26 protein-coding genes are annotated in these 22637 nt (G+C 70.6%); 16 read left to right on the forward strand and 10 right to left on the reverse strand.

Annotation, left to right across the window (positions count from 1 at the left end; translation table 11 throughout):
• Positions 1-60: 60 nt before the first annotated feature.
• From ACFU95_RS32940 to ACFU95_RS32955, 4 genes are all read left to right on the forward strand, one after another.
• Complete coding sequence (locus ACFU95_RS32940) at positions 61-1305, forward strand: DUF2993 domain-containing protein (protein ID WP_383835180.1); 1245 nt, start codon at positions 61-63, stop codon at positions 1303-1305.
• 190 nt (positions 1306-1495) lie between these two features.
• The gene (locus ACFU95_RS32945; RefSeq protein WP_383835183.1) at positions 1496-1621 is read left to right on the forward strand and encodes a hypothetical protein; all 126 of its coding nucleotides are present in this window, start codon (positions 1496-1498) and stop codon (positions 1619-1621) included.
• A gap of 50 nt (positions 1622-1671) precedes the next feature.
• Positions 1672-1806, forward strand: coding sequence for a hypothetical protein (locus tag ACFU95_RS32950; RefSeq protein ID WP_383835186.1), 135 nt, complete (start codon positions 1672-1674; stop codon positions 1804-1806).
• An 81-nt stretch (positions 1807-1887) separates the two neighbouring features.
• Positions 1888-3660, forward strand: coding sequence for an ABC transporter ATP-binding protein (locus ACFU95_RS32955; protein ID WP_383835194.1), 1773 nt, complete (start codon positions 1888-1890; stop codon positions 3658-3660).
• A gap of 34 nt (positions 3661-3694) precedes the next feature.
• Here ACFU95_RS32955 and ACFU95_RS32960 read toward each other — a convergent pair whose 3' ends face one another.
• The 9 genes from ACFU95_RS32960 to ACFU95_RS33000 all read right to left on the reverse strand — a co-directional run bounded on the left by ACFU95_RS32960 (position 3695) and on the right by ACFU95_RS33000 (position 13251).
• Positions 3695-4474, reverse strand: a complete 780-nt coding sequence (locus tag ACFU95_RS32960) for a carbonic anhydrase (protein ID WP_383835197.1) — start codon at positions 4472-4474, stop codon at positions 3695-3697.
• 151 nt (positions 4475-4625) lie between these two features.
• Positions 4626-6695 (reverse strand): pectinesterase family protein, encoded by a 2070-nt coding sequence (locus tag ACFU95_RS32965; RefSeq protein WP_383835200.1) that lies wholly within the window; start codon positions 6693-6695, stop codon positions 4626-4628.
• Between the two features lie 304 nt (positions 6696-6999).
• Positions 7000-7551, reverse strand: a complete 552-nt coding sequence (locus ACFU95_RS32970; RefSeq protein ID WP_383835203.1) for a hypothetical protein — start codon at positions 7549-7551, stop codon at positions 7000-7002.
• A 31-nt stretch (positions 7552-7582) separates the two neighbouring features.
• Positions 7583-9019: a sensor histidine kinase gene (locus ACFU95_RS32975; RefSeq protein ID WP_383835206.1), complete on the reverse strand. Its 1437-nt coding sequence runs from the start codon at positions 9017-9019 to the stop codon at positions 7583-7585.
• Entirely contained in the window at positions 9016-9753 is a 738-nt protein-coding gene (locus tag ACFU95_RS32980) for a response regulator transcription factor (RefSeq protein ID WP_383835209.1), read from the reverse strand. Before ACFU95_RS32980 ends, ACFU95_RS32975 begins: the two co-directional genes overlap by 4 nt.
• 85 nt (positions 9754-9838) lie before the next feature.
• Positions 9839-10036, reverse strand: coding sequence for a hypothetical protein (locus ACFU95_RS32985; protein ID WP_383835212.1), 198 nt, complete (start codon positions 10034-10036; stop codon positions 9839-9841).
• Positions 10037-10063: 27 nt separating this feature from the next.
• Positions 10064-11179, reverse strand: coding sequence for a S1C family serine protease (locus ACFU95_RS32990; RefSeq protein ID WP_383835215.1), 1116 nt, complete (start codon positions 11177-11179; stop codon positions 10064-10066).
• Positions 11180-11321: 142 nt separating this feature from the next.
• Complete coding sequence (locus ACFU95_RS32995) at positions 11322-12344, reverse strand: LacI family DNA-binding transcriptional regulator (protein ID WP_383835218.1); 1023 nt, start codon at positions 12342-12344, stop codon at positions 11322-11324.
• A gap of 127 nt (positions 12345-12471) precedes the next feature.
• Positions 12472-13251, reverse strand: a complete 780-nt coding sequence (locus ACFU95_RS33000; protein ID WP_383835221.1) for a winged-helix domain-containing protein — start codon at positions 13249-13251, stop codon at positions 12472-12474.
• Positions 13252-13422: 171 nt separating this feature from the next.
• Here ACFU95_RS33000 and ACFU95_RS33005 point away from each other — a divergent pair, with 171 nt between their 5' ends.
• The 8 genes from ACFU95_RS33005 to ACFU95_RS33040 all read left to right on the forward strand — a co-directional run bounded on the left by ACFU95_RS33005 (position 13423) and on the right by ACFU95_RS33040 (position 18785).
• Positions 13423-14313, forward strand: coding sequence for an alpha/beta hydrolase (locus ACFU95_RS33005; RefSeq protein ID WP_383835224.1), 891 nt, complete (start codon positions 13423-13425; stop codon positions 14311-14313).
• Positions 14314-14350: 37 nt separating this feature from the next.
• A complete protein-coding gene (locus ACFU95_RS33010; RefSeq protein WP_383835227.1) occupies positions 14351-14605 on the forward strand; it encodes a MoaD/ThiS family protein in 255 nt (84 codons plus the stop codon).
• A 2-nt stretch (positions 14606-14607) separates the two neighbouring features.
• The gene (locus tag ACFU95_RS33015) at positions 14608-15822 is read left to right on the forward strand and encodes a hypothetical protein (protein WP_383835230.1); all 1215 of its coding nucleotides are present in this window, start codon (positions 14608-14610) and stop codon (positions 15820-15822) included.
• Between the two features lie 251 nt (positions 15823-16073).
• The gene (locus tag ACFU95_RS33020) at positions 16074-16811 is read left to right on the forward strand and encodes a DUF2993 domain-containing protein (protein WP_383835233.1); all 738 of its coding nucleotides are present in this window, start codon (positions 16074-16076) and stop codon (positions 16809-16811) included.
• Between the two features lie 203 nt (positions 16812-17014).
• Complete coding sequence (locus ACFU95_RS33025; RefSeq protein ID WP_350751515.1) at positions 17015-17095, forward strand: Ms5788A family Cys-rich leader peptide; 81 nt, start codon at positions 17015-17017, stop codon at positions 17093-17095.
• A 126-nt stretch (positions 17096-17221) separates the two neighbouring features.
• The gene (locus tag ACFU95_RS33030; RefSeq protein ID WP_383835236.1) at positions 17222-18061 is read left to right on the forward strand and encodes a sulfurtransferase; all 840 of its coding nucleotides are present in this window, start codon (positions 17222-17224) and stop codon (positions 18059-18061) included.
• An 86-nt stretch (positions 18062-18147) separates the two neighbouring features.
• The gene (locus ACFU95_RS33035; RefSeq protein WP_030052146.1) at positions 18148-18435 is read left to right on the forward strand and encodes a DUF1416 domain-containing protein; all 288 of its coding nucleotides are present in this window, start codon (positions 18148-18150) and stop codon (positions 18433-18435) included.
• 89 nt (positions 18436-18524) lie between these two features.
• The gene (locus ACFU95_RS33040) at positions 18525-18785 is read left to right on the forward strand and encodes a DUF3099 domain-containing protein (RefSeq protein WP_383835239.1); all 261 of its coding nucleotides are present in this window, start codon (positions 18525-18527) and stop codon (positions 18783-18785) included.
• Positions 18786-18812: 27 nt separating this feature from the next.
• Here the strand turns inward: ACFU95_RS33040 and ACFU95_RS33045 are convergent, their stop codons facing one another.
• Positions 18813-19175, reverse strand: a complete 363-nt coding sequence (locus ACFU95_RS33045) for a DsrE family protein (RefSeq protein WP_383835242.1) — start codon at positions 19173-19175, stop codon at positions 18813-18815.
• Positions 19176-19277: 102 nt separating this feature from the next.
• Here ACFU95_RS33045 and ACFU95_RS33050 point away from each other — a divergent pair, with 102 nt between their 5' ends.
• From ACFU95_RS33050 to ACFU95_RS33065, 4 genes are all read left to right on the forward strand, one after another.
• Positions 19278-20024 carry a hypothetical protein gene (locus ACFU95_RS33050; RefSeq protein WP_383835245.1) on the forward strand — a complete coding sequence of 249 codons (747 nt, stop codon included), beginning with the start codon at positions 19278-19280 and terminating at the stop codon, positions 20022-20024.
• Positions 20021-20872, forward strand: coding sequence for a hypothetical protein (locus ACFU95_RS33055; RefSeq protein ID WP_383835248.1), 852 nt, complete (start codon positions 20021-20023; stop codon positions 20870-20872). Before ACFU95_RS33050 ends, ACFU95_RS33055 begins: the two co-directional genes overlap by 4 nt.
• Complete coding sequence (locus ACFU95_RS33060; protein ID WP_383835251.1) at positions 20869-21783, forward strand: hypothetical protein; 915 nt, start codon at positions 20869-20871, stop codon at positions 21781-21783. The genes ACFU95_RS33055 and ACFU95_RS33060 overlap by 4 nt, the downstream gene beginning before the upstream one ends.
• A 241-nt stretch (positions 21784-22024) precedes the next feature.
• A complete protein-coding gene (locus tag ACFU95_RS33065) occupies positions 22025-22624 on the forward strand; it encodes an FABP family protein (RefSeq protein ID WP_383835254.1) in 600 nt (199 codons plus the stop codon).
• Positions 22625-22637: the final 13 nt, after the last annotated feature.

The raw sequence follows: 22637 nt of genomic DNA on the forward strand, positions 1-22637 counted from the left end.
AGATCGCAAACCTCCGGTAGAGGTTGCGGGTGGGGGGTGTGCGCATGGTCGGATGGGCCGATGCGTTCCCCCCACCACATAACGACGCATTCCTACCCAAACCCATACGAGGAGCTCGGCAGACTGGACGACCGTCCGACGGGCGACGGCCCGCTGGACGACTTCCTTCACGAGGACATACGGGAAGACCCGGACGGCCGTCCGGACGAGGCGGAGGCCCAGGACGATCCCTGGGCCCCGCCCAACCACCGCCGTAACGGGCGGCGCCGACGCCGAGGCCGCTTCTCGGGGCTTCCGCTCGCGATGAAGGCGGTGGTCGGCGTCCTCGTCCTCGCCGCCTTCCTCACCCTCGCCGACCGCTGGGCCCTCCTCTACGCGGAGCGCAGAGCCGCGGCCACCCTCAAGGACCGCCTCGACCTGGCCGCGGCCCCCGAAGTCGAGATCGGCGGCTTCCCCTTCCTGACCCAGCTCGCCGACGAGCGGCTGGACTCGGTGAAGGTGACGGTCCCCGACGTGGCCGCCGACCGGATCTCGCTCGCCCAGGTGACGGCGACGGCGTCAGACGTACGACTGGACACCGACGGCCCGACCTCGGTGCGCGGCGCCGACGTCCCCCGGCTGGAGGGCGACGTCCTGCTCTCCTTCGCCGACCTGAACCGCGAACTCGGCGCCTCCCAGGTCACGTTCACCGGAGAGGGCCGCGACCGCGTCCGGGCGCGCGGCACCCTGCCGGTCGCCGGACACGACCTCAGCCTGCGCGCCGAGGCCCGGATCGTGCGCAACGGCGACCGCGGCATCGCCACGCACATCGGCGGAATGCGCCTGGACATCGGCGACCTGGCCACGTACCGCCCCGGCGCCCGCACGTCGGAGGGCCTGCACCTGAGCCGCACGTCGGCGGCCCGCCTGGCCCACGAGACCCGCAAGGCGAAGGCACTGCTGTCGATCCCGTCGGTCGTACGGCGCCTGGGAGTGCCCGACGCGATCGTCCGCGAGGCCCTGCGCAACGAGTCCAAGCTGACCGATCTGACCGGCACTCCGCGCTTCGTCCGCCAGGCCATGCGGCTGAACCTCATCGACCTCGCCCTCGACCACCCCCAGCTCCTCAAGCTCCTGGGCTTCGACCCGGCCCTCCTCGACGCCCTTCCCCGTCTCACCCGCCCGGTCCTCGCCGACCAGCTGTCCCTGGGCTTCCGCCTCCCGGAACCGCCGAGCGGGCAGGTGCGGTTGCGGGATGTGCGGGTGGAGGAGGACGGGATCAGGGTGCGGCTGGAAGGGTCCGGGCTGGCCATCGGCGGGAAATAGGTCCGGCGGGTCCGGAAATAAATCCTGTGTGAATTCCGGTTCGGTTCCCGGGTCCCCCTGAAAATCAGTCTCAGGCTCAATTCATCGAGGTCTCAGCCAATTTGGCTTTTCTCGGCTTCCGCGTCCCGTAATGTTTTCCATGTCGAAAGCGAACGACGCGAAAGCGAAGACAGCGAAGAAGGAGAGCCTCATGAGCTTCCACAAGGTCGCCCCGGTGAAGAAGACCCGCAAGCCCGCCGCCCCGGCCCCGGCGCCGAAGAAGAAGGCGGCCAAGAAGGTCACTCCGAAGCGTCGACCCATCGGTCATCGGAACTGACAAAGAATTCACCCAGGTAAATCCGAGTAACTCACAGGAAAGAGAAAAGCATGAGCTTCCACAAGATCGCCCCCGTCAAGAAGAACAACTGCAAGACCGGCGCCCCGGCCGCCAGGAAGCAGAAGGCCCCCGCCGCGCCGAAGAAGGGCGCGCCGAAGCGCCGGCCGGTCGCGCACAAGGGCTGAGGCCGACGGAAGAGGCGGGGTCACCGGAGCGCTCGGGCTCCGGGGCCCCGCCTCCGTCATGTCCGGGAAAGGGACTTGAGCATGAGGGAAGTGCGTACGGCCTTCCGGCGTTTCTGGCCGCTGACGCGTGGGGACCGGAAGTGGCTGGGGGTCATCGTGGCCTGTGTGGTGGTCGCCGCGCTCGCCGAGACCGCCTCGATCCTGCTGTTCGCGGAGCTCACCGACAACGCGCTCAAGGCCGGTTCGGTGGCGGCCTTCTGGGGCCCGGCGGCGGCCTGGCTGGGCGTGGCCGTACTGGGCGCGCTCGTCGGCTACCTCGGCAACTCGCTCGCCACCTGGACCGCCGAGAGATTCGTGCTGCGGCTGCGCGCGAAGGTGTTCCGGCACGTGCAGGACATGCCGCCGCACTTCTTCCAGAAGCACCGGCAGGGAGACCTGGTCGAGCGGCTCACCGGAGATGTCGAGGCCATCGAGGAGATGGTCGTCTCGGGCGTGGTCGGCACGGTCGCGGCGGCGTTCTCGGCCCTCTTCTACTCGGCGGCCGCCCTGTATCTGCGCTGGGACCTGGCCCTGGCGACCTTCGTCCTGGCACCCCTGTTCCTCCTCACCGCCCGCCACCTCGGCGGCCGGATCCGCAGCGCCGCCCAGGACGAACGCGTCGCCGACGGCGCGATCACCTCGGTGGTCGGGGAATCGCTCGGCAACGTGGTTCTCACCCAGGCCTACAACCGCCGCCGCGACGAGGAGAAGCGGCTCGACCGTGAGGCGCGCGCCTGGATGAAGGCGTCCGTGCGGGGCGCGCGACTCAGCGAGATGTACGAGCAGTTCGTCGAGGTCGTGGAGACGGTCTGCGTCCTGGCGGTCATCGGCCTCGGCGTCTGGGAGATCTCGGCCGGCCGTATGACCCTGGGCCAGCTCCTCGCCTTCGCCGCGTTCATCGGCTACCTCTACCCACCCGTCCGCAGCCTCGGGCAGCTGGGCCTCACCCTCACCGCCGCCACCGCGGGAGCCCAGCGTCTCGGCGAGATCCTGGACGCCGAGCCGGCCGTGGCGGACCCCGCCGTGCCGGTCGCCCCGTGGCCGGTCCGCGGCTGGGTCGGCTTCCACGGGGTGTCCTTCCGCTACCCGGGGGCGGCCCGGGAGTCGCTGACCGGCCTGACCTTCACGGCCGGCCCCGGTGAGCTGGTGATCATCACGGGCCCGAGCGGTGCGGGCAAGTCCACGACGGCCAAGCTCCTCACCCGCTTCTACGACCCGGCCGCGGGCGCGATCACCCTGGACGGAATGCCGCTCACGGACCTGTCGCTGGAGTTCCTGCGCGAGAACGTCGCGCTGCTGCCCCAGGAGACGCTGATCCTCAACGGCACCGTGCGCGAGAACATCGCGTGCGGCCGACCGGGCGCGAGCGAGGCGGACATCGAGCGGGCGGCGCGTGCGGCCGCGGCCCACGACTTCATCGCCGCGCTGCCCGAGGGATACGGCACGCACATCGCCCCCGGCACGGCGGCGTTGTCCGGCGGACAGCTGAAGCGGATCACGATCGCCCGCGCGATGCTGCGCGCGGCGCCCGTCCTGGTCCTCGACGAGCCGACGGCCGGCCTCGACTCGGTGGCCGCCCGCCAGGTCGTACAGCCGCTGCGGCGCCTCATGTCCGGCCGTACGACGATCATGATCACCCACGACCTGAGCCTGGCGCCGGACGCGGACCGGGTGCTGGTCGTGGACGGCGGACGACTGGTGGAGGCGGGCACGCACGCGGAGTTGGCGGCGCGGGGCGGGACGTATGCGCGGCTGGCGGGGCCGGGGCCGGGAGCGGTGGCGTGGACGGAGGAGACGCTGGTCCTCCGACGCTGACCGCGGCGCCCGGCCGGCCCCTGCCCGCCAGGCGTCAGACGAGCCGGTTGACCCGCTGGGTCGTCAGGTCGTAGCGGGCGCCCACGACGGCCAGCTTGCCGGCGTCGACCATCGCGGCGAGGTCGGGCTCCGCGGCGAGGCGGGCGCGGACGGCTCGTACGTTGGCGTCGATGGTGGAGGCGATGCGGGCGTCGCCGTCCTTGGTGTGGTCTATGTTCGGGGCTATCTGGTCGGCCAGGTACTGGATGTGGGCCGGCAGCCGTTCACCGGTCTGGTCCGCCTTGACGGCGGCGGTCACGGCACCGCACGACTGGTGTCCGAGCACCACGATCAGCGGTGCCCCCAGTTCCAGCGGTCCGTAGGCGATGCTGCCGAGCACCGCCTCGTCCAGGACCTCGCCGGCGGAGCGCACGACGAACAGGTCACCGAGGCCCTGGTCGAAGACCAGCTCCGGCGGGACACGGGAGTCGATGCAGCCGAGGACGACGGCGAAGGGGTGCTGACCCGACGTCAGGGCCGTCCGTACGTCGGGCGACTCGTCGGGGTGTCGCTCACGGAAGGTGCGCCAGCGCTGGTTGCCCGCGGCGAGCTCACGCAGGGCTTCGGCGGGCGTGCTGGGGCGGCGACGACGCGAGGCGGGAGAAGGCGTGGGGGCGGCTGAGGCGGGAACGGCGCCGAGGGCTGCGGTGGCCCCCAGCGCCGCGGTCCCGGTGAGCCCGAACCGCAGGAGTGCGCGGCGGGCAGGAGAGGGAAGGGCGAACCGCTTGTGGGCGGATGCGGTCGGCTGGGCGCCGACGGCTCTGTCAGAGTTCACGGGGTGGAACGTACGCCCGAAATTCGAACCAGAATCTCACCTTGCGGAATCATGGGCGGGCGCGGGGGATCAATGGTTGATCGATTGACTTCTCTTGACGATTCCCCACGCCGGCCTTGACGTTGAGCGGACGAGCGGCGGCCCGCAGGACTCAGGAAGCCGTGGGAGTCCAGTCGCCCAGCCAGTCCGCGACCTCCTGCCCGGTGGCCTGGGCGTCGGTCAGTTGCGGACGGTTGGAGCTCGCGGAACCAGCACCCGGGCCGGTGTTCCTGTACTCGGCGAAGCGGTCGTCCTTCCAGGAGAAGCCGCCCATGTCGGACCACGGGGTGGTCTTGACGGCCGCGCTGAGGCTGGTGTTGCGGACCGTGGTCTGCGGATCGACGGTCGTGTCGCCGCCGGGGTGCCAGTTGCGGCCGAGGAAGAAACTGCCGTTGCTCACGTCGCCGTTGACGGTCGAGCTGGTGATGAGGATGCCCTTGCGGTTGGCCTCGGTGCTCGGCGCGGTGACGTACCCGGCGGACGAGCCGTCCCAGCGCTTGCGCAGCGTGACGACGGACTGGTCGATGACGGCGCTGGCGCGGCCGAAGATGAAGTCGACGTTGCCGAGGACGTAGGAGTTCTTGACGTAGACGCGGCCGAGGGCGCCCTTGGCGGCCGTCTCCATCTCCAGGGTGTCCTGGTCGCCGGTGATGATGAGACCGTCCAGGAACACCTTGTCGGCCTGGGTCAGCAGGGCCACCGCCTGGTGGCCGGAGAGGGACTGGTTGGCGCCCTCGTTGAAGTCGTTGGTGACGCTGAGGTTGCGCACCTGGGTGTCGTCGGCCTTGACGCTGAGCGTGGCGCTGCCGGGCGTCCCGTACGTGCCGCCTCCGGGCTTGGTCATGCCGGCGGCGTGCCCCTCGACGATGACGGTGTCCTTGCGGCTGGCGCCGGTGCCGACGATCGTCACATGCGGCTTGTTCGACGGCACGGTCACGGCCTCGCGGTACGTGCCCGGCTTCACCTGGATGACGACGCGGGAGGGGTTGTTCGCCGGTACGGCGTTGATGGCGGCCTGCACGGTCGAGTACTGCCCGCTGCCGTCCTTGGCGACGGTGAGGGTCGTCGCGGCCTTGGTGCTCACGGTGGAGCTGCTGGTCGTACCGATCGAACTACGGGGCCCCGCACCGGACTTGAGAAGCGAGGGCACGTTCGCCGCCGGGTCGAGCGTGTACGCGTAGTACGTCTTCGGGTCGAAGGCCGTGCCGCCGCTCTCGTTGCGGCCACTCGTCCCCGAGAAGACGTTGCCGCGCTGGACGAGCGTCGCGGTGCTGTCCTTGGTGACGGGGTTGTTCATGCCCTGGAAGTAGGAGTTCTCCAGGACCATCGCCGTCCTGCCGCGCGAGTAGTTGCCGTACGACGACTTGATGTCGGTGCCCGCCACGTCCTCCAGGAAGTTGTTGTAGAGGTGCGCGTGGGCGGCGTTGTCGGTGGACGGGTTGCGCTGCTCGGTCTCGCGGATCCAGTTGTGGTGGATCGTGATGTCCGTCTTGACGTTCTCGGTCCAGCCGATGCCGAAGGTCTTGTTGTTCTGGCTCAGCTTGTTCCAGGACACGGTGACATTCGTGCTGTCCTTGCGGACGTCGATGAGCCCGTCGGCCATGTGCCGCAGATCGTTGTGGTCGATCCACACATGGTGGGCGCCGTCCATCTGGATCGCGTCGAAGTCGTGGTCCTTGTCGTTCCAGATGCCCTGGTACGCGTCGCGGATGGTCAGGTTCCGGATGATCACGTTGTGCACGCCGGAGCCGAGGAAGAACCCTCCGCCGACGATGTGCCCGGACGTGCCGGACCCGACGATGGTCTTGTCCGACTGGACCTTGATCTCCTTGCCGACCGGGTTCATGTTGATGGTCCCGGCGACGACGATGACGTACGGCTCGGCGGCCGTCGCGTACTTCTCCAGGTCGGCCTGCGTCCTGACGGTGACGGTCTGCCCGTCCCGTCCGCCGTAGGTCCCGTTCTGGCCAAGGGAGTTGACGGAGGCGAAGCCGTCGGCGGTGGCGGTCGCCCAGGCGGGGGCGGCGGCGGTCGCGGCGGACGCCTGCTGGGCGCCGGAGCCGAGGAGGCCGAGGTCGGTGCCGTAGGCGAAGACGCCGGAAGCGGTCAGGGCCAACGGCACTCCGGCCGCCAGGGCCCTCCTGCTCCTGCGGTGACGGGCCTTGCTGTGCTGCTCACTCATGCGGCGATCCGTTCCGTGCGGGGGGATGGTCCGAGGGACGGTTGCCGCCGCGGGCGGAAGGGTTGCCGGGGTGCCGGGCTTCTCTGGGCCGGGGAAGCCCGGCGCGGGAGCCGGCGCGAGCGCCCGGCCTGATTGGGGGGAGTGTCGGGCCGGGCGCCGCACCTCTACTGTCGCGCCACACGCGTCTTGCCCACCTCGGCCGAATGGCCGGGCCTGCCCTGCTTCCCGCCTTGCTCCTCGGCCGAACGGCCGACCCGGGGCCGGGCGGTTGAGGGAGAGCCGGGGCGGCCCGACCCCGGCGGGTTCAGCCCGTGAGACGGGCCCGGCGCAGCAGCTTCAGCCAGTCGTCGTACTCCACCAGGTCGGCGTCGACCAGGGCGAGCCGAACGTATTCCGCCGGAGTGGCCAGCCGTTCCAGGAAGAACGCCTCCAGCCCCGGTGCGAGCAGCTCGAAGCGCTCGGCGTCGGGCCATTCGAGGTGTTCGGCCGGGATGCCGAGGACGCCGCCGCCCGCGCGGTCGAGGTAGACCGGTGTGTCGCCGACGAGCCCGACGCAGAACAGCTTCTCCGGGGACAGCGGCAGCGGGGAGTCGACCACCGGACGGCAGTAGAACTGGTGCTCCACGGCCTCCTCCAGGCCGAACAGCTGAACGGACGCCTCGCAGCTCGCGCCGTCCAGCACACGGCAGAAGTCCAGGAACTCCCGTGGTACCCCGGCGGCCTCCGCCTCGGCCGCCGTCCCCTCGTCGATCGTCCCGCCGAGCATGAACCGGAACAGGTCCGTGCTCCCCGCCAGCGCCAGCCGCAGGGCGTCCACCGTCGTGCGCAGTCGGGACTGCGGGCTCGTGCCGGTCACCCTGCCCACCCTAGGTGCGGCCGAGCCCCGGCTACGGCGCCTCCGGCGGCGGCGTCGGCGCCCCCGGCAGCCGTACCGTCGCCACCGTCCCGCCGCCCTCCGCGCGCGCCAGCGTCACCTGGCCGCCCGCCTGCTCGACCGTACGGGCCACGATCGACAGGCCCAGTCCCGAACCCGGCAGCGCACGCGCGCTCGGCGAGCGCCAGAAGCGGTCGAAGACATGGGGGAGTTCGTCGGCCGGGATGCCGGGGCCGTGGTCGCGGACGGTGAGGACACCGTCGTTCAGGGCGACCTCGATCGTGCCGCTCTCGGGGCTGAACTTCACCGCGTTGTCCAGGACGTTGACCACCGCGCGCTCCAGCGCCGCCGGTTCCGCCCGTACGTACCAGGGCTGGAGGTCGGCGCTGATCGTCAGCTCCGGGCCGCGCAGCCGTGCCCGGCGCAGGGCCGACTCGACGGTGTCCTCCAGGGAGACCACCTGGACGCGCTCGCCCCGTTGCCCCTCCGAGCGGGACAGTTCCTGCAAGTCGCCGATCAGCGAGGCCAGTTCGGTCATCTGCGCCTTCACCGAGGCGAGCAGAGCCTTGCGGTCCGCCTCGGGGATCGGCCGGCCCGTCTCCTCGCTGCGGGTGAGGAGTTCGATGTTGGTGCGCAGGGAGGTGAGCGGGGTGCGGAGCTCGTGGCCGGCGTCCGCGATCAGCTGCTGCTGGAGCTCGCGGGAGCTGGCCAGGGCGGACGTCATGGAGTTGAAGGAGCGGGAGAGCCGGGCCACCTCGTCCTCGGAGTCGTCCTCCACCGGGATGCGGATGTTCAGGTCCTCGGTGCGGGCGACGTGTTCCACGGCGTCGGTGAGTTTGTCCACGGGGCGCAGACCGGCGCGGGCGACGGCGAGTCCGGCGGCTCCGGCGCCCACGACTCCGATGCCGGAGACGATGAGGAGGATGAGGGCGAGTTCGTTGAGGGTGGACTGGGTGCCGGTCAACGGGGCTGCCACGAGGACGCCCACCGGCTTCCCGTCGGAGGCGTCGACGCCCAGGTACACGGTCAGCGCGCGGACCTTGTTGCCTTCCTCGTCGGTGCCGTTGCGCTTGGTGCCCTGGCCGTTGTGCTCCGCGGTCCTGAGCAACTCCCTGTCGGAGTCGGTCACCTTGACGGTGCCCCGCGAGAACCGGCTGACGCAGGGATCGCCCTCCTCCTTGACCAGCTGGATGTAGTTGATCCCGAACCGGCCTCCCTCGGAGCCCTGCTGCGGGGTCCGGGAGCAGGTGCTGATGACCGAGTCGAGCGTGTCCGGCTTGCGCACCATCTGCGCCAGGTCCTGGTCGACCTGGTCGTACAGTTTCCCCTGCACGATGAACCAACAGGTCACCGAGACCGCCGCCACCGCGAACGCCACCGCCGCGGCAACCAGCAGCGCCAGTCGCGACCGGATCGGCAGCGACCGATACCGCCGCAGAACCCTGTTCACTCCGCCCCACCCTGCCGCAGCACATACCCCACACCCCGCACCGTGTGCACGAGCCGCGGCTCGCCGCCCGCCTCGGTCTTGCGGCGCAGGTACATGACGTACACGTCGAGGGAGTTGGACGAGGGCTCGAAGTCGAAGCCCCACACCGCCTTGAGGATCTGCTCACGCGTCAGGACCTGGCGCGGATGCGCCATGAACATCTCCAGCAGCGTGAACTCCGTACGGGTCAGCTCCACCGGCCGCCCACCGCGCGTGACCTCCCGCGTCGCGAGGTCCATGCGCAGGTCCGCGAAGGTCAGCGCCTCGTCCTCCGCCACCGCGCCCGCACCGGCCGCCGCCGCGTAGGAGCTGCGGCGCAGGAGGGAGCGGACGCGGGCGAAGAGTTCGTCGAGTTCGAAGGGCTTGACCAGGTAGTCGTCGGCCCCGGCGTCCAGCCCGGTCACCCGGTCGCCGACGGTGTCGCGGGCCGTCAGCATGAGGATCGGCGTGGTGTCACCGGCGCCGCGGATGCGGCGGGCGGCGGTGAGGCCGTCCATGCGGGGCATCTGGATGTCCAGGACCAGCAGGTCGGGCCGGTAGGCGGTCGCCTTCTCCAGGGCGTCGGCGCCGTCGACCGCGACCTCGGTGTCGTACCCCTCGAAGGCGAGGCTGCGCTGGAGTGCTTCGCGCACGGCCGGCTCGTCGTCGACGATCAGGATGCGCTGGGGGTCACGGTCGCCATCGGCGGGGCTCATGGGCTCGGGATCCTCGGGTGCGGTGGGACAGGGGCTGGGAGAGGAAGGGCTGAGCGGGCTCGAACGCTCTCAGCCTCGCACGTTCTCAGCCACGGACGGTACGGCGGCGGGTGCGGGCCGCGGTGGCCCGGCGACCGGCGCTCCGGCGGACGGTCGCCAGCTCCGGCGCCCGGGAGGAGGCCGTCGGCGCGTGCAGGGCGCCGGCGACCGCGAGGGCCAGGGCGATGTCGGCCGGACCGACGCCGGTCGTGGCGTGCTCGACCCGGCCATGGTGCTTGATCATGACGTACTCCCGCTGGTGTCTCGTGGTTCAGTCGGTGGAACCGGCCCGCAGCTTCGCCAGGTCGGCCTTGACGGTGTTGATCGGGATGGCGAAGCCGAGGCCCACGCTGCCCGCGTCGGACGAACCCGAGCCGGCGGCCGAGTACATCGCGGAGTTGATGCCGATGATGTTGCCGTTCATGTCGATCAGCGCGCCGCCGGAGTTGCCGGGGTTCAGGGACGCGTCCGTCTGGAGTGCCTTGTACGTCGTCGTCGACGAACCGGTGTCGCCGTTGAACTGCTGGCCGCCGAACTCGAACGGCCAACCGCCGCCGCCCTGCTGCTGTTGCTGCTGGCCCTGGCTCTCGTCCGTGGAGACGGTCACGTCACGGTTGAGCGCGGACACGATGCCGCTGGTGACCGTGCCGGTCAGGCCCTCGGGGGAGCCGATCGCCACGACCTGGTCACCGACCTGGACGCCGGCGGAGTCGCCGAGGGTGGCCACCGTCAGCCCGGAGGCGTTCTGGAGCTTGATCAGCGCGAGGTCCTTGCTGCTGTCGGTGCCGACGACCTCGGCGGTGTACGTCTTGCCGTCGCTGGTCGTCACCTTGACCGAGGAGGCACCGGAGACGACGTGGTTGTTGGTGATGATCTCGCCGTCACTGGTGATGATCACGCCGGAGCCGGTGGAGGACCCGGCGTTGGACTGCGCGTTGATCTCGACGATGCTGGGGCTGACCGCCTTGGCGACCCCGGAGACCGTGCCCTTCTGGCTGGAGGGGACGACGTTGGTGCTGGTGGAGCTGGAGGTGGCGACGGTGTCGTTGCCGGTCAGCTCCTGTATGCCGTACGCCGTTCCGCCCCCGATCGCGGCGGCGACGATCGCCACGGCGGCGAGCAGGGCGACCGGGCCGCGGGGCCGGCGCCTGGCTTTCGGCGGCTGGGCGACGGGCTCGGTGAGGAGAGCGGTGGGGGCTCCGCCGCCGGTGGCGCCGCTCCCGTCCCCGGCATCGGCCTGCGCCGACGGCTGGTAGGCCGACTGCTGGTACGCCGGCTGGTAGGCCGGCGGGGGCGGCCACTCGGGGTTCACGGGAGAGGAGGCGTGCTGCTGGGCGCCCTGGTACGGGTTCTCGTTATCGCCGCTGCGGCGGAAGCTCTCGGTCATGGACATGAGCTTGTCGCGTGACCATGAGAGCTTCCTGAGTGCTCCCTGAGAAGCCCGGCAGAAGCTCGTATGCCCGATATAAAGGTCGTTCTCGCGGCTCGCCGAGGTCTCTCAGACGGGCCTCATAAAGGCCCGCCGGTCCTCATGCACAGCCGCAGGACCGCCGTACGACCAGGCGCGACGGGAAGACCTTCAGCCGCTCACGGCGCGAGCCCGCCACCCGCAGACCGTCGTCGAGGACCAGGTCGACCGCGGCCCGTGCCATCGCCGACCGGTCCGACGCGATCGTCGTCAGCGGCGGATCCGCCAGTGCCGCTTCCTTGATGTCGTCGAAGCCGGCGACCGCGAGCTGCCCCGGCACATCCAGGCGGAGTTCCCGCGCCGCGCGCAGCACACCGATGGCCTGGTCGTCGGTGGAGCAGAAGACCGCCGGCGGGCGGTCGGGCCCGGACAGGATGTCGAGCGCTATGCGATACGCGTCGTAGCGGTTGTACGGCGCCTCGAAGAGCCGTCCCTCGGTGGGGATCCCGGCCTCTGCCATGGCGCGCCGCCAGCCCTCGACGTGGTCGGAGACCGGGTCGCCGACCGTCGGGGTCTCCGCGATGCCGCCCACACAGGCGACGTACTCGTAGCCGTGCTCCAGGAGGTGGCGTACGGCGAGCTGGGCGCCGCCCAGGTCGTCGGTGACGACGGCGACGTCGTCTATGGCCTCGGGCCGCTCGTGGAGGAGGACGACCCGGGCGTCCCAGGCCTCGATCTCGGCGGCGGCCAGGTCGTTCAGGGCGTGCGAGACGAGGATGAGCCCCGAGACGCGCATCCCGAGGAACGCCCGCAGATAGTGGACCTCGCGCTCGCCGACGTAGTCGGAGTTGCCGACGAGGACCATCTTTCCGCGCTCGGCGGCGGCCCATTCGACCGCGTGTGCCATCTCGCCGAAGAAGGGCTGGCGGGCGTCCGGCACGATCAGGCCTATGAGGTCCGTGCGCCGCGAGGCCATCGCCTGGGCGACCCGGTCGGGCCGGTACCCCAGCTCCTTGATCGCGGCGAGGACACGCTCGCGCGTGGCCGGGGCGACCGGCCGGGGTCCGTTGTTGATGACGTAACTGACAACAGCAGTCGAAGTCCCTGCCAGCCGCGCCACGTCATCCCGAGTCACCTTGGCCACGCGCGGAGTCTACGCGGATGGACCCGCTCTGGGCAGGGCGTGAAGGAGCTTCCCACTGGCTGGACGGTCGCTCTTCTGTGCGAAAGCAATGCCGAGGGCGCCCTGCCCGAGCGCTCGCCGCGTCTTTCTAGGCCTCGGCCCGGATCTCGACGCCGTCCAGGGCGGTCGTCTCGTCCGCATCCTCCGGCTTTGCCTGGCCCGCCTTGGCCTTCGCCTCCTCGGCGGCCCGCTCGACCTTCTCGGGCGTAACGAATCGATAACCGACGTTCCGGACGGTCCCGATGAGGGACTCGTGCTCGGGGCCGAGCTTGGCGCGCAGCCGTCGTACGTGGACGTCGACGGTCCGGGTGCCACCGAAGTAGTCGTAGCCCCAGACCTCCTGGAGCAGCTGCGCGCGCGTGAAGACGCGGCCGGGGTGCTGGGCGAGGTACTTCAGGAGCTCGAACTCCTTGAAGGTGAGGTCGAGGACCCGCCCCTTGAGCTTGGCGCTGTACGTCGCCTCGTCGACCGAGAGGTCGCCGTTGCGGATCTCCATCGGGGAGTCGTCGTTGACGATCTGCTGGCGCCCCATCGCGAGCCGCAGCCGCGCCTCGACCTCGGCGGGCCCGGCGGTGTCGAGGAGGACGTCGTCGATGCCCCAGTCGGCGGTGACGGCGGCGAGGCCGCCCTCGGTGACGACGAGAACGAGCGGGCAGCCGGGGCCGGTCGAGCGCAGGAGCTGGCACAGGCTGCGCACCTGCGGGAGGTCGCGGCGGCCGTCGATCAGGATGACGTCGGCACCGGGGGTGTCGACGAGCGCCGGGCCTTCCGCCGGAGCCACGCGCACGTTGTGCAGCAGCAGGCCGAGTGCCGGGAGCACCTCCGTCGACGGCTGGAGGGCGTTGGTCAGGAGCAGCAGAGAACTCATACGTCTGGTTCCTCCTCGGTCCCTGCGAGGACGTGTGCGGTACGGAACTGCTCTGCGATCCCGAAGGCCCCGTACACCTGCGGTTTCCCGCGCCGTATACAACGCTTCCGAAAGCACAAAAGGACCCGGGGGCTACGCTGCCCGAGTCCTCTGCCCAGCAGAATAGCCCACATGAGCAACGGTCCGGCAGGTCATGTGGCACGATCCACGGTTCGTCCGCACTCTGAGACAACCAGACGTACACCTTTGCGGACGTTTCTGCACACGGACGACGGCGTGACGATCGATTCCGTATACGACCCGGGTGAGGTTGTATACGACTCCTCGCGTCCATCTGCCGGTGACCTGGTGTTCGTCGTCGCCCACGGCTTCACCGGCGATGCGGACCGGCCGCATGTGCGACGGGTGGTGGCGGCCCTCACCCGGCACGGGGCCGTCGTCACCTTCTCCTTCCGCGGTCACGGAGCCTCCGGTGGCCGTTCGACGGTCGGGGACCGCGAGGTGCTCGACCTCGCGGCCGCGGTGCGCTGGGCCCGTGAACTCGGGCACGCGCGCGTGGCGACCGTCGGCTTCTCCATGGGCGGCTCGGTGGTGCTGCGGCACGCGGCGCTCCACCGCCCGGACGGTTCGGAGCGCGAGGGGCGCGAGGGGCGCGAAAGGCGCGCAGGAGCGCACTCGGACGCGGTGGTGTCCGTGAGTGCGCCCGCCCGCTGGTACTACCGGGGCACGGCTCCGATGCGGAAGCTCCACTGGCTGGTGACCCGCCCAGAGGGCCGCCTGGTGGGCCGCTACGGATTCCGTACGCGGATCCACCACCGTGAGTGGAGTCCGGTCCCGCTCTCCCCGGTGGAGGCCGTGCCGCGGATCGCTCCCACCCCCCTGCTGATCGTGCACGGCGACCGGGACGGCTACTTCCCCCTCGACCACCCCCGCATGCTGGCCGAGGCGGCCGGTGACCACGGTGAACTCTGGCTGGAGCCCGGCATGGGCCACGCCGAGCACGCGGTCGGCGACGCGCTGCTGGCCCGCATCGGGGGCTGGGCCGTCGCACAGGGCGGCTAGCCTGACGGGGTACACAGCCGATCGATTGAGGAACCCGATGCCAAAGGTCACGGTGCGCTACTGGGCCGCCGCGAAGGCCGCGGCCGGGATCGCCGAGGAGCCGTTCGACGCGGCCACGCTCGCCGAGGCGCTCGACGCCGCCCGCGAGCGACACCCCGGTGAACTCGTGCGCGTCCTGCTGCGATGCTCCTTCCTCGTCGACGGTGACCCCGTGGGCACCCGCGAACATGAGACGGTACGGCTGGCCGACGGCGGCACGGTCGAGGTGCTCCCGCCGTTCGCAGGAGGGTGACGATGACCGACCAGCCGTATCAGGGGTACGAGGGGTACGACCCGTACCAGCAGCCCGCGCAGCAACCCGCTCAGCAGCAGAACCAGCAGGCGTGGCCCGGGCAGCAGGCGTACGACGACCAGCCTGCCGCCGCCCAGCAGTACACGCAGCAGTGGCAGGGCCAGACCTGGGAGACGCACGTGCAGCCGCCGGCGGCACCGGGCTCGGCGGCGGAGACGTCCTATCTGCCGTCGCAGGGCGCGGGGACGCCCGGAGTGGGCGCGTACGCCGGGTACGGCGGGGCGGGGCAGGGGTGGGACCGCGGGTCCCAGGCTCAGCCGCACGCGCAGGCATACCCCCAGCAGCCCCACGCTCCGCAGTCCCACGCCCAGGCGCCCCGTCCGCACCCGCAGTCCGAGCCGGAACCGGAAGCGGAGGCGGGTGAGGACTCCGGGTACGGTCCCGCGACCGTCGCCGGCAACGCCCGCATCACGGACGCCCAGCGGGCCCGGCTGGAGGGCCGTTCCCCGATCATCGAGCCGGGGATCCAGCCGGCCGGGCTCACGGCGCTGCTGGGGCTGCTGCTCTCGGGCGCCGCGGCGATCGGGTCGTACGCCCTGCTCGTCCCTCTGGTCGCCCTCCAGGCCGTGACGGCGGCGGGCTGGTTCCGGCTGAACGGCATGTGGCCCGCCCGGCAGGGCATCGCGCTGGCCTTCGCGGGGGCGCTGACGGCGGACGTCGCGCTGCTGGCGTCCGGCCGTGCCCCGGCGGCGATCCTCGGCACGCTGGGGGTCTGGGTGCTGCTGACCCTGGTTCTCCAGCTCCGTTCGCACGCCGATCCGGACGAGCGGATGTACGGGCTGATGGCGACGGTGGCCTCGGCGGCGCTGTCGATCATCGCGGGCGGCTATCTCGCGGCCGAGGCGGACGCGGTGAGTGTGGGCGCGGTGGCGGTCGCCGTCGCGGTGCTGGTCCGTGCGTTGCCGTTGCCGACGCCGGTCTCCGTGGTGGTCGCGCTGCTCGCGGGCGCGGGTGCGGGGGGCGTGGTCGGTGCGATGACGGGTGTGGGGTCCGGTGGGGCGCTGCTCGGGGCGGGGGGCGCGGCGTGTGCGCTGATCGGGCACCGGGTGGCCGCCTACGACTATCCGTCGCGGTTCGTGCACTTCACGGCGGGCGTCGCGCTGCCGTTGGCGGCCGCTGCGCCGGCGGTGTACTTGCTGGGACGGGCACTGGCCTGAGACCGGGGTTTCCTCGCCCCCGCCGCCCCTGCCCGTCCCATCCTTTCAGCCCGTCCGGCGTTTGAGGACGAGGCCCCTTCAGGGCCGAAGCGGGGGTCTGGGGGCGGCAGCCCCCGGAGATGGGACGGGTAGGGGCGGCGGGGGCGAGAAATGTCTTGCTGTCACAGGTGATCGACAATTCGCCGGGTCAGGTCTTCCGCAGAGTTAGGCTCGTCGTCCTTGATGACTCTGAGGTGGGGGAACACCACGACATGCGAGCCCTTCGGATACTGCTGATAACCGTCGTGATCCTGGGCGGCCTCTTCGTACTGGCCGACCGCATCGCCGTGGGGTTCGCCGAGGACGAGGCGGCCGGCAAGCTCCAGACCTCCGAGAACCTCGCCGCCGCCCCGGACGTGTCCATCAAGGGCTTCCCGTTCCTGACGCAGGTCGCCGGCGGTTCACTGGACGACGTCGAGGTCGGCATCAAGGACTACGAGGCCGCCACCGGCACAGACGGCAAGACGATCCGGATCGACGACCTCACCGCCAGCATGAAGGGCGTCGAGTTCTCCGGCGACTACAGCTCCGCCACCGCGGCCACCGCCACGGGCACCGCGTCCATCACCTACGCCGAGCTGCTGAAGACCGCCAAGTCCGAGCCCACCGAGGTCGCCCCGGGCGTCAGCGCCAGCGTCATCGGCCTGTCGGACGGGGGCAACGGCAAGATCAAGGTCGCCGTCGAGGCCACCGTCCTGGGCACCAAGCTGCCGGACCCGGTCTACGTCCTGAGCTCGGTCACCACCGAGGGCGACACCGTGAAGGTGCACGCCGACACCCTGCCGAACTTCGGCAGCGCCGCCATCGCCGAGAACAAGGCCCGCGCGATCACCGACTTCGAGCAGAAGATCGACGGTCTCCCCGGCGGCATCCAGCTCGACAAGGTCCAGGCGGCGAAGAACGGCGTCGAGATCACGGTGAAGGGTTCCGACGTCCGCCTCGCCGGGTAGTACGGCTAGGGCCGTGATGGACGCCCCGCGTCCAACTGGCGAGACGGAGCCGTCCGTACCGTAGGTGTGACCGCCGATACATCCGCCCGGGAACCGTGCGGGACCGGCCTCGGCGGTCCTCCCTTCCCGAATCCCGGACAATCTCGTCTCACTATGCGACACGCCGGTGACACGCCCGCATGTCCGTCCCTACGATCGAGCCCATGAAGCGTCAGGCGGATCTCACGAAGCGGCGGGCAGTAGACCTCTGCCGCGTTGCCGCCATGCTCTGTCGCCCCTTCTGAGCGGAAGCTCCGACTTCTGCGTTTCCCCGCTGCCCTGACCAGGGCACAGGTGCGTCGTCTCGGCCTTGAGCGCGCACCCCTCACACTCGCACGCCCCGCCGTAACTGCCCCGGAGGAGAGAAGAGCATGAGCCGCAGCGACGTCCTGGTAGACGCCGACTGGGTCCAGGAGAACCTGGACAACCCGAGCATCGCGATCGTGGAGGTGGACGAAGACACGTCCGCCTACGAGAAGAACCACATCAGGAACGCGATCCGTATCGACTGGACCAAGGACCTCCAGGACCCGGTCCGCCGGGACTTCGTCGACCAGGAGGGCTTCGAGAAGCTGCTGTCGGCCAAGGGCATCGCCAACGACACGCTGGTGATCCTCTACGGCGGCAACAACAACTGGTTCGCGTCGTACGCCTACTGGTACTTCAAGCTCTACGGCCACGACAACGTCAAGCTTCTCGACGGCGGCCGCAAGAAGTGGGAGCTGGACGCCCGCGAGCTGGTCGAGGACGTGCCCGAGCGCGCCACGACCGACTACAAGGCCAAGGCCCAGGACAAGTCCATCCGCGCCTTCCGTGACGACGTCGTCGCCGCGATCGGCTCGCAGAACCTGGTCGACGTGCGCTCGCCCGACGAGTTCTCCGGCAAGCTGCTCGCCCCGGCCCACCTGCCGCAGGAGCAGTCGCAGCGTCCGGGCCACGTCCCGTCCGCCCGCAACATCCCGTGGTCGAAGAACGCCAACGACGACGGCACCTTCAAGTCGGACGACGAGCTCAAGGAGCTCTACGCCGACGAGCAGGTCGACCTGGCGAAGGACACCATCGCCTACTGCCGTATCGGCGAGCGCTCCGCGCTGACCTGGTTCGTCCTGCACGAGCTGCTCGGTGTGGAGAACGTCAAGAACTACGACGGTTCCTGGACCGAGTACGGCAGCCTGGTCGGCGTTCCGATCGAGCTCGGCGCCAACAAGTAGGACCAGCAGCAAGCCATCGCAGCAAGCGAGCAGACCCGCAAATCCCGACCGGCCTTCCTCCGGTCAGACCCCTCTTGGAGAAAGACATGTGTGGAGCGAAGGCCGGCGGCCCGGACGCCTCGACGATCAAGCCCGGTGAGACCACGATCCAGGGCCAGGTGACGAAGGACGGCGAGCCCGTCGTCGGTTACGTCCGCCTGCTGGACTCGACCGGCGAGTTCACCGCGGAGGTCCCCACCTCCGCCACGGGCCAGTTCCGCTTCTACGCGGCCGAGGGCACCTGGACCGTGCGGGCCCTGGTCCCCGGCGCCACCGCCGACCGCACGGTCGTCGCCGAGCAGGGCGGCCTGGCCGAGGTCGCGATCGCGGTCTGAGGAACATCCTGATCGGTCGAAGGGCCGTACCCCGTGGGTTGGACGCCCGGGGTGCGGCCCTTCGGTCTGTTCCGGCCTACCCTGAAGTCATGTACGCGCGGCGACGGCACGTCTACTTCGCCATGATGGGGACGTGCATCACGCTCTTCGTCCTGGCCTGGGGCGTCGTGCGCCTCTGGTCGGTTCCGGTGGCCGTGGGCATGTGCGTGGTGGCCATGGTCATCCCGCCGCTGGCCGCGATGGTCGCCAACCGGCGGGGCCCGGAGGACCGCTGGTGGGACGACCCCTCCGGCGACCCGAAGTCCGACGAGTGGTGGGACGAGCTGGACGGCAGGAAGCGGCCCCGATAGGACCTGTCGCCGCTGGGCCCGGCCGTCTCAGTAGACGAGCGCCTGCGTCCCGTCCCCGAGTGCCTCCTGGACGAAGACCTGCGCGCCCGCGATCCGTACGCCCTCGATGACGTCCTTCTCCGTGATGTCCCGGCGGGCCGCGCACTGGGTGCACAGGGTGAGGCGGCCGGTCGCGAGGACGGAGTCGATCAGGTCGGGGAGCGGGGCCGCGTGCGGGAGTTCGAACTCGGCGGCGCGGCCCGGGAGGGCGAACCACGCGGACTCGCCGGTCAGCCAGACCGAGACGTCGACGCCGCTGGCCACCGCCACCGCCGCGACCGTGAACGCCTGTGAGCAGCGTTCGGGGGCGTCGGCCCCCGCCGTCACCTTGATCACCAGCTTCTTCGCCATGGCCGAATCGTAATCAACTCCCCTGCAACCTGAGGCGTGGGCCATGGGTCTCCTGTGCGCGCGCATACGGAATGCGCGCTTCACGTTCCGTGGGGGGACGTCTTGGATGTACCTGAAGAAAGAGGCGAGGCCACGCCCCTGCCTCGCCGTCGTGGGCGCACGGCCCTGCTGATCGCCGGGTCGGTCGTGCTCGGGCTCGTCGCGGGGACCTGCGCCGGTTACCTCGTGCAGGCCGACCGGGAGCCCACCAAGCTGCCCTCGCTCTCCCAGCCGACGCTGAAGCAGTCCGCGGGCGAGGCGCCCGAGCCGCTGTCGGCCGCGCGGGACCGTCGGGTCAAGACCGACGGCGACCTGCGCAAACTGCTGCTGAGGAAGCCGGCCGGGGCGAAGGACCTGGAGTGGCTGTCGGGCCTCGACGGCTGGCAGGACATGGCCTCGTTCGCCGGCAACTACGAAAAGCCCGACGTGATGTTCACCGAGCTCGTCAGTGACGAGTTCCGCCGGGCGGCCGTCACCGGCTGGCAGGTCGGCAGCTCGTACACCGTGGAGATCCGGCTGGTCCAGTTCCGGCAGGAGGAGCGGGTCTCGGCCCCTGGTACCACCGACAACGACCAGTACTGGGCGGCGGACGAGGACTCCACCGACAGCTGGCCCGTCCCGGGCACCGGGGACGGTATGGCGTACGTCCACAACAAGCCCGAGGCCGAGGCCGGCTACCTCCCGGTGTACAGCGCGGAGGCGCACGCCTGGCGCGGCGACATCGCCATGCAGATCTGGGTCTACGCCGACGAGCCGGTCAGCAAGAAGAGGATCATGGATCTGGCCCAGCGGCAGATGGGGCGCCTGTGAGCGAGAACCAGAACGCGACGGAGCCGACGGCACAGCCCGCCGACCCCACGCAGGACGCGCCGCAGGCCGATCCGCCCGCCACCGCCAGGAAGCCCCTCCGCCGGGGCCGTATCGCCGTCGTCGCCGGTTCCCTGCTCCTGGCCGGGGCGGTCGTCGCCGGGGTCGGCTTCACGGTCGTCACCGTGCGGGACGCCGACCGGGACGCGGGCGCACCAGTGTGGAGGTTCCCGGCGGCGGACAAGGCCGACGACGAGAAGGCGGCGTCCGCTTCCGGGCTCGCCGGGATGCTCGTGCCGTACGGCACCGACGGCTGGGTGCGGGGTCCGGACCTCGGTGAGTTCGGCTCGGACGCGCAGCTCAGCGGTGCCCAGGCCACGGCCCTGCGCAAGGAGTCGCTGCGCGACCTGCCCCGCTCCCAGCGCCGTGAGCTGCAGAAGCAGATGGACAAGCGGCCCATCAAGGGCATGGCGATGCGCAGCTACTTCAACACGGAGGGCACCAGCTACTACGAGGACGACGTCAAGGACACCTACACCGTGAGCATCGTGCTGAGCCGGCTGGAGAGCCGGGCGGCCGTCCGGGACACGTCGACGTTCGAGAGCGAGTTCCTCGACGCCCTGGACATCTTCCGCGAGGGCCCGAAGGTCAAGGGGCACAAGGACGCCAGATGCTTCCTGCCGCCCAAGGACGTCGACGAGGACCTCGAAAGCATGTACTGCACCGCCTACGTCGGAGACGTCCTGGTCACCGCCACAGCGGATGGCATCAGGCCACTCGACGCCAAGGGGGCCGCGTCGCTGCTCGCCACGCAGCTCGACCGCATCACAGAGCCGGGGAAGGCGATATGAGCGAGCAGCAGCACACCGTCGTCCCGCCGCACCCGGCAGACGCACCACCAGCCACACCCCCGTACCTGCCGCCGGCCCTGCCGCCGGACCTGACGACGGCCGTACCACCACCGCCCTCCGCAGCACCCCAGGTGGAACCCCCGGCTCGGAAGGACCGCCGCGTCCTGCGCGCGGCGCTGCGCTGGACCGCCGCCGTCGTCGTCTTCGCAGCGGTCGGCGCGGGCACGGCGTACGGGATCACGCGCATGGAGCGCACCGACGTGCCGGGTCTGGCGACGGAGTCGGACGGGCGGTGGGAGTACCCGACGCTCACCGGGCCGCCGCTGCCCTCCGGCAGCCCGGGGCCCTTCGCCCCGGAGAACAAGGCCGGCACCCACTACGCCGACCTGCGTGCCCTGCTGCTGCCCGCGCCCGAGGGGGCCAGGCAGGACAAGGTGCTGCGCGGCGACGACGGCTGGCTGGCGACGAAGGACTTCCTCGCGGAGTACGCCGACAAGGTGGAACGTGACATGTTCCGCCAGGAGCTCGTCGACCGCGGCCTGCGGCACGTCGCCGCCCGCGGCTGGACCACCCAGGACGGCACGCACACCCGGATCTACCTGCTCCAGTTCGACACCGCGGCCGTCGTGGACGAGCTGATCGCCGACGTCGCCGTCTACGGCAGCCCCGCCTACCGGGTCCGCGGCACCGAGACCTCCGCCCAGGACGAGGACTTCTCGGAACTGCCCTGGCCCGGCGAGTCGCTCCGGGTCGCCTACGTCGAGGCCGAGCCGTACGGCGCCGAGCAGGTCCGCCAGGCGTACCTGTCGGCCGGCGACGTGATCGGCGTGATCGTCCAGTCCAGGAAGGGCAGCGCGCGGGCGGTGCCCTTCCAGCAGACCGTGACGCTCCAGAGCCAGCTGCTCGGCTGAGCCCGCGAGGGCGTACCTCACACAGAGGGCCGGGCCCCGGCCGCGTAAGCTGGGGCCCGGCCCTGTGTACGCAAAGCATTCCCCACGCTCAATCGAGGAGCACCCCGTGGAGATCTTCTTCGAAGCCCTGCTGGTCCTGGTCTGCGTCGGCGTTCTCGCCTTCGCCGGACTGACCGTGAAGAAGCTGTACCAGGGCCAGCGCTGACCGCCATCACCGACGTACGAGACTTCTGAGCTGCTCATGATCGAGATCCCGTCCGACCTCCACAAGGACCTCGTCCCCCTCGCCTTCCTGCTCGGCAACTGGGTGGGCGCGGGTGTGCACGCCCCTGTCGGAGACAGTAATGAACGCAGCCCCGGCTCCGAGAAGTGCAACTTCGGACAGGAGGTCGCCTTCACGCACGACGGCCGGGACTTCCTGGAGTACCGGTCCCACACCTGGGTGCTGGACAACGACGGCAACAAGGTGCGGCCGCTGGAGTCCGAGCACGGCTTCTGGCGCATCGACGCCGACCGCAAGGTCGAGGTGACGATGGTCCGCGACGACGGCGTCGTCGAGATCTGGTACGGCGAGCTCGCCGACAAGAAGCCCCAGATCGACCTGGTGACGGACGCGGTGGCGCGCACGGCCGCCTCCGGCCCCTACACCGGCGGCAAGCGGCTGTACGGCTACGTCAAGAGCGACCTGATGTGGGTCGGCGAGAAGCAGACCCCCGAGGTCGAGCTGCGCCCCTACATGTCGGCGCACCTGAAGAAGGTCGTCACCCCGGAGGAGGTCGAGCGCTGGGCCAAGGCCCTGCCCGACGACATGCCGGACGACGGCATCGCTTTCTTCAAGTAGTCCTAGACTTCCA

Origin of the sequence: Streptomyces sp. NPDC057623, from assembly GCF_042800355.1 — a bacterium.
In the GTDB taxonomy this organism is placed as follows: domain Bacteria; phylum Actinomycetota; class Actinomycetes; order Streptomycetales; family Streptomycetaceae; genus Streptomyces.

Coding starts and splice junctions, on each gene's coding strand:
- ACFU95_RS32955 (WP_383835194.1), top strand. CDS start 1,888: ATGAGGGAAGTGCGTACGGCCTTCCGGCGTTTCTGGCCGCTGACGCGT.
- ACFU95_RS32945 (WP_383835183.1), top strand. CDS start 1,496: ATGAGCTTCCACAAGGTCGCCCCGGTGAAGAAGACCCGCAAGCCCGCC.
- ACFU95_RS33020 (WP_383835233.1), top strand. CDS start 16,074: ATGCGAGCCCTTCGGATACTGCTGATAACCGTCGTGATCCTGGGCGGC.
- ACFU95_RS33000 (WP_383835221.1), bottom strand. CDS start 13,251: ATGAGTTCTCTGCTGCTCCTGACCAACGCCCTCCAGCCGTCGACGGAG.
- ACFU95_RS33065 (WP_383835254.1), top strand. CDS start 22,025: ATGATCGAGATCCCGTCCGACCTCCACAAGGACCTCGTCCCCCTCGCC.
- ACFU95_RS33030 (WP_383835236.1), top strand. CDS start 17,222: ATGAGCCGCAGCGACGTCCTGGTAGACGCCGACTGGGTCCAGGAGAAC.
- ACFU95_RS32940 (WP_383835180.1), top strand. CDS start 61: ATGCGTTCCCCCCACCACATAACGACGCATTCCTACCCAAACCCATAC.
- ACFU95_RS33035 (WP_030052146.1), top strand. CDS start 18,148: ATGTGTGGAGCGAAGGCCGGCGGCCCGGACGCCTCGACGATCAAGCCC.
- ACFU95_RS33045 (WP_383835242.1), bottom strand. CDS start 19,175: ATGGCGAAGAAGCTGGTGATCAAGGTGACGGCGGGGGCCGACGCCCCC.
- ACFU95_RS33015 (WP_383835230.1), top strand. CDS start 14,608: ATGACCGACCAGCCGTATCAGGGGTACGAGGGGTACGACCCGTACCAG.
- ACFU95_RS32990 (WP_383835215.1), bottom strand. CDS start 11,179: ATGACCGAGAGCTTCCGCCGCAGCGGCGATAACGAGAACCCGTACCAG.
- ACFU95_RS32985 (WP_383835212.1), bottom strand. CDS start 10,036: ATGATCAAGCACCATGGCCGGGTCGAGCACGCCACGACCGGCGTCGGT.
- ACFU95_RS33025 (WP_350751515.1), top strand. CDS start 17,015: ATGAAGCGTCAGGCGGATCTCACGAAGCGGCGGGCAGTAGACCTCTGC.
- ACFU95_RS32950 (WP_383835186.1), top strand. CDS start 1,672: ATGAGCTTCCACAAGATCGCCCCCGTCAAGAAGAACAACTGCAAGACC.
- ACFU95_RS33060 (WP_383835251.1), top strand. CDS start 20,869: ATGAGCGAGCAGCAGCACACCGTCGTCCCGCCGCACCCGGCAGACGCA.
- ACFU95_RS33005 (WP_383835224.1), top strand. CDS start 13,423: ATGAGCAACGGTCCGGCAGGTCATGTGGCACGATCCACGGTTCGTCCG.
- ACFU95_RS33040 (WP_383835239.1), top strand. CDS start 18,525: ATGTACGCGCGGCGACGGCACGTCTACTTCGCCATGATGGGGACGTGC.
- ACFU95_RS32965 (WP_383835200.1), bottom strand. CDS start 6,695: ATGAGTGAGCAGCACAGCAAGGCCCGTCACCGCAGGAGCAGGAGGGCC.
- ACFU95_RS32980 (WP_383835209.1), bottom strand. CDS start 9,753: ATGAGCCCCGCCGATGGCGACCGTGACCCCCAGCGCATCCTGATCGTC.
- ACFU95_RS33010 (WP_383835227.1), top strand. CDS start 14,351: ATGCCAAAGGTCACGGTGCGCTACTGGGCCGCCGCGAAGGCCGCGGCC.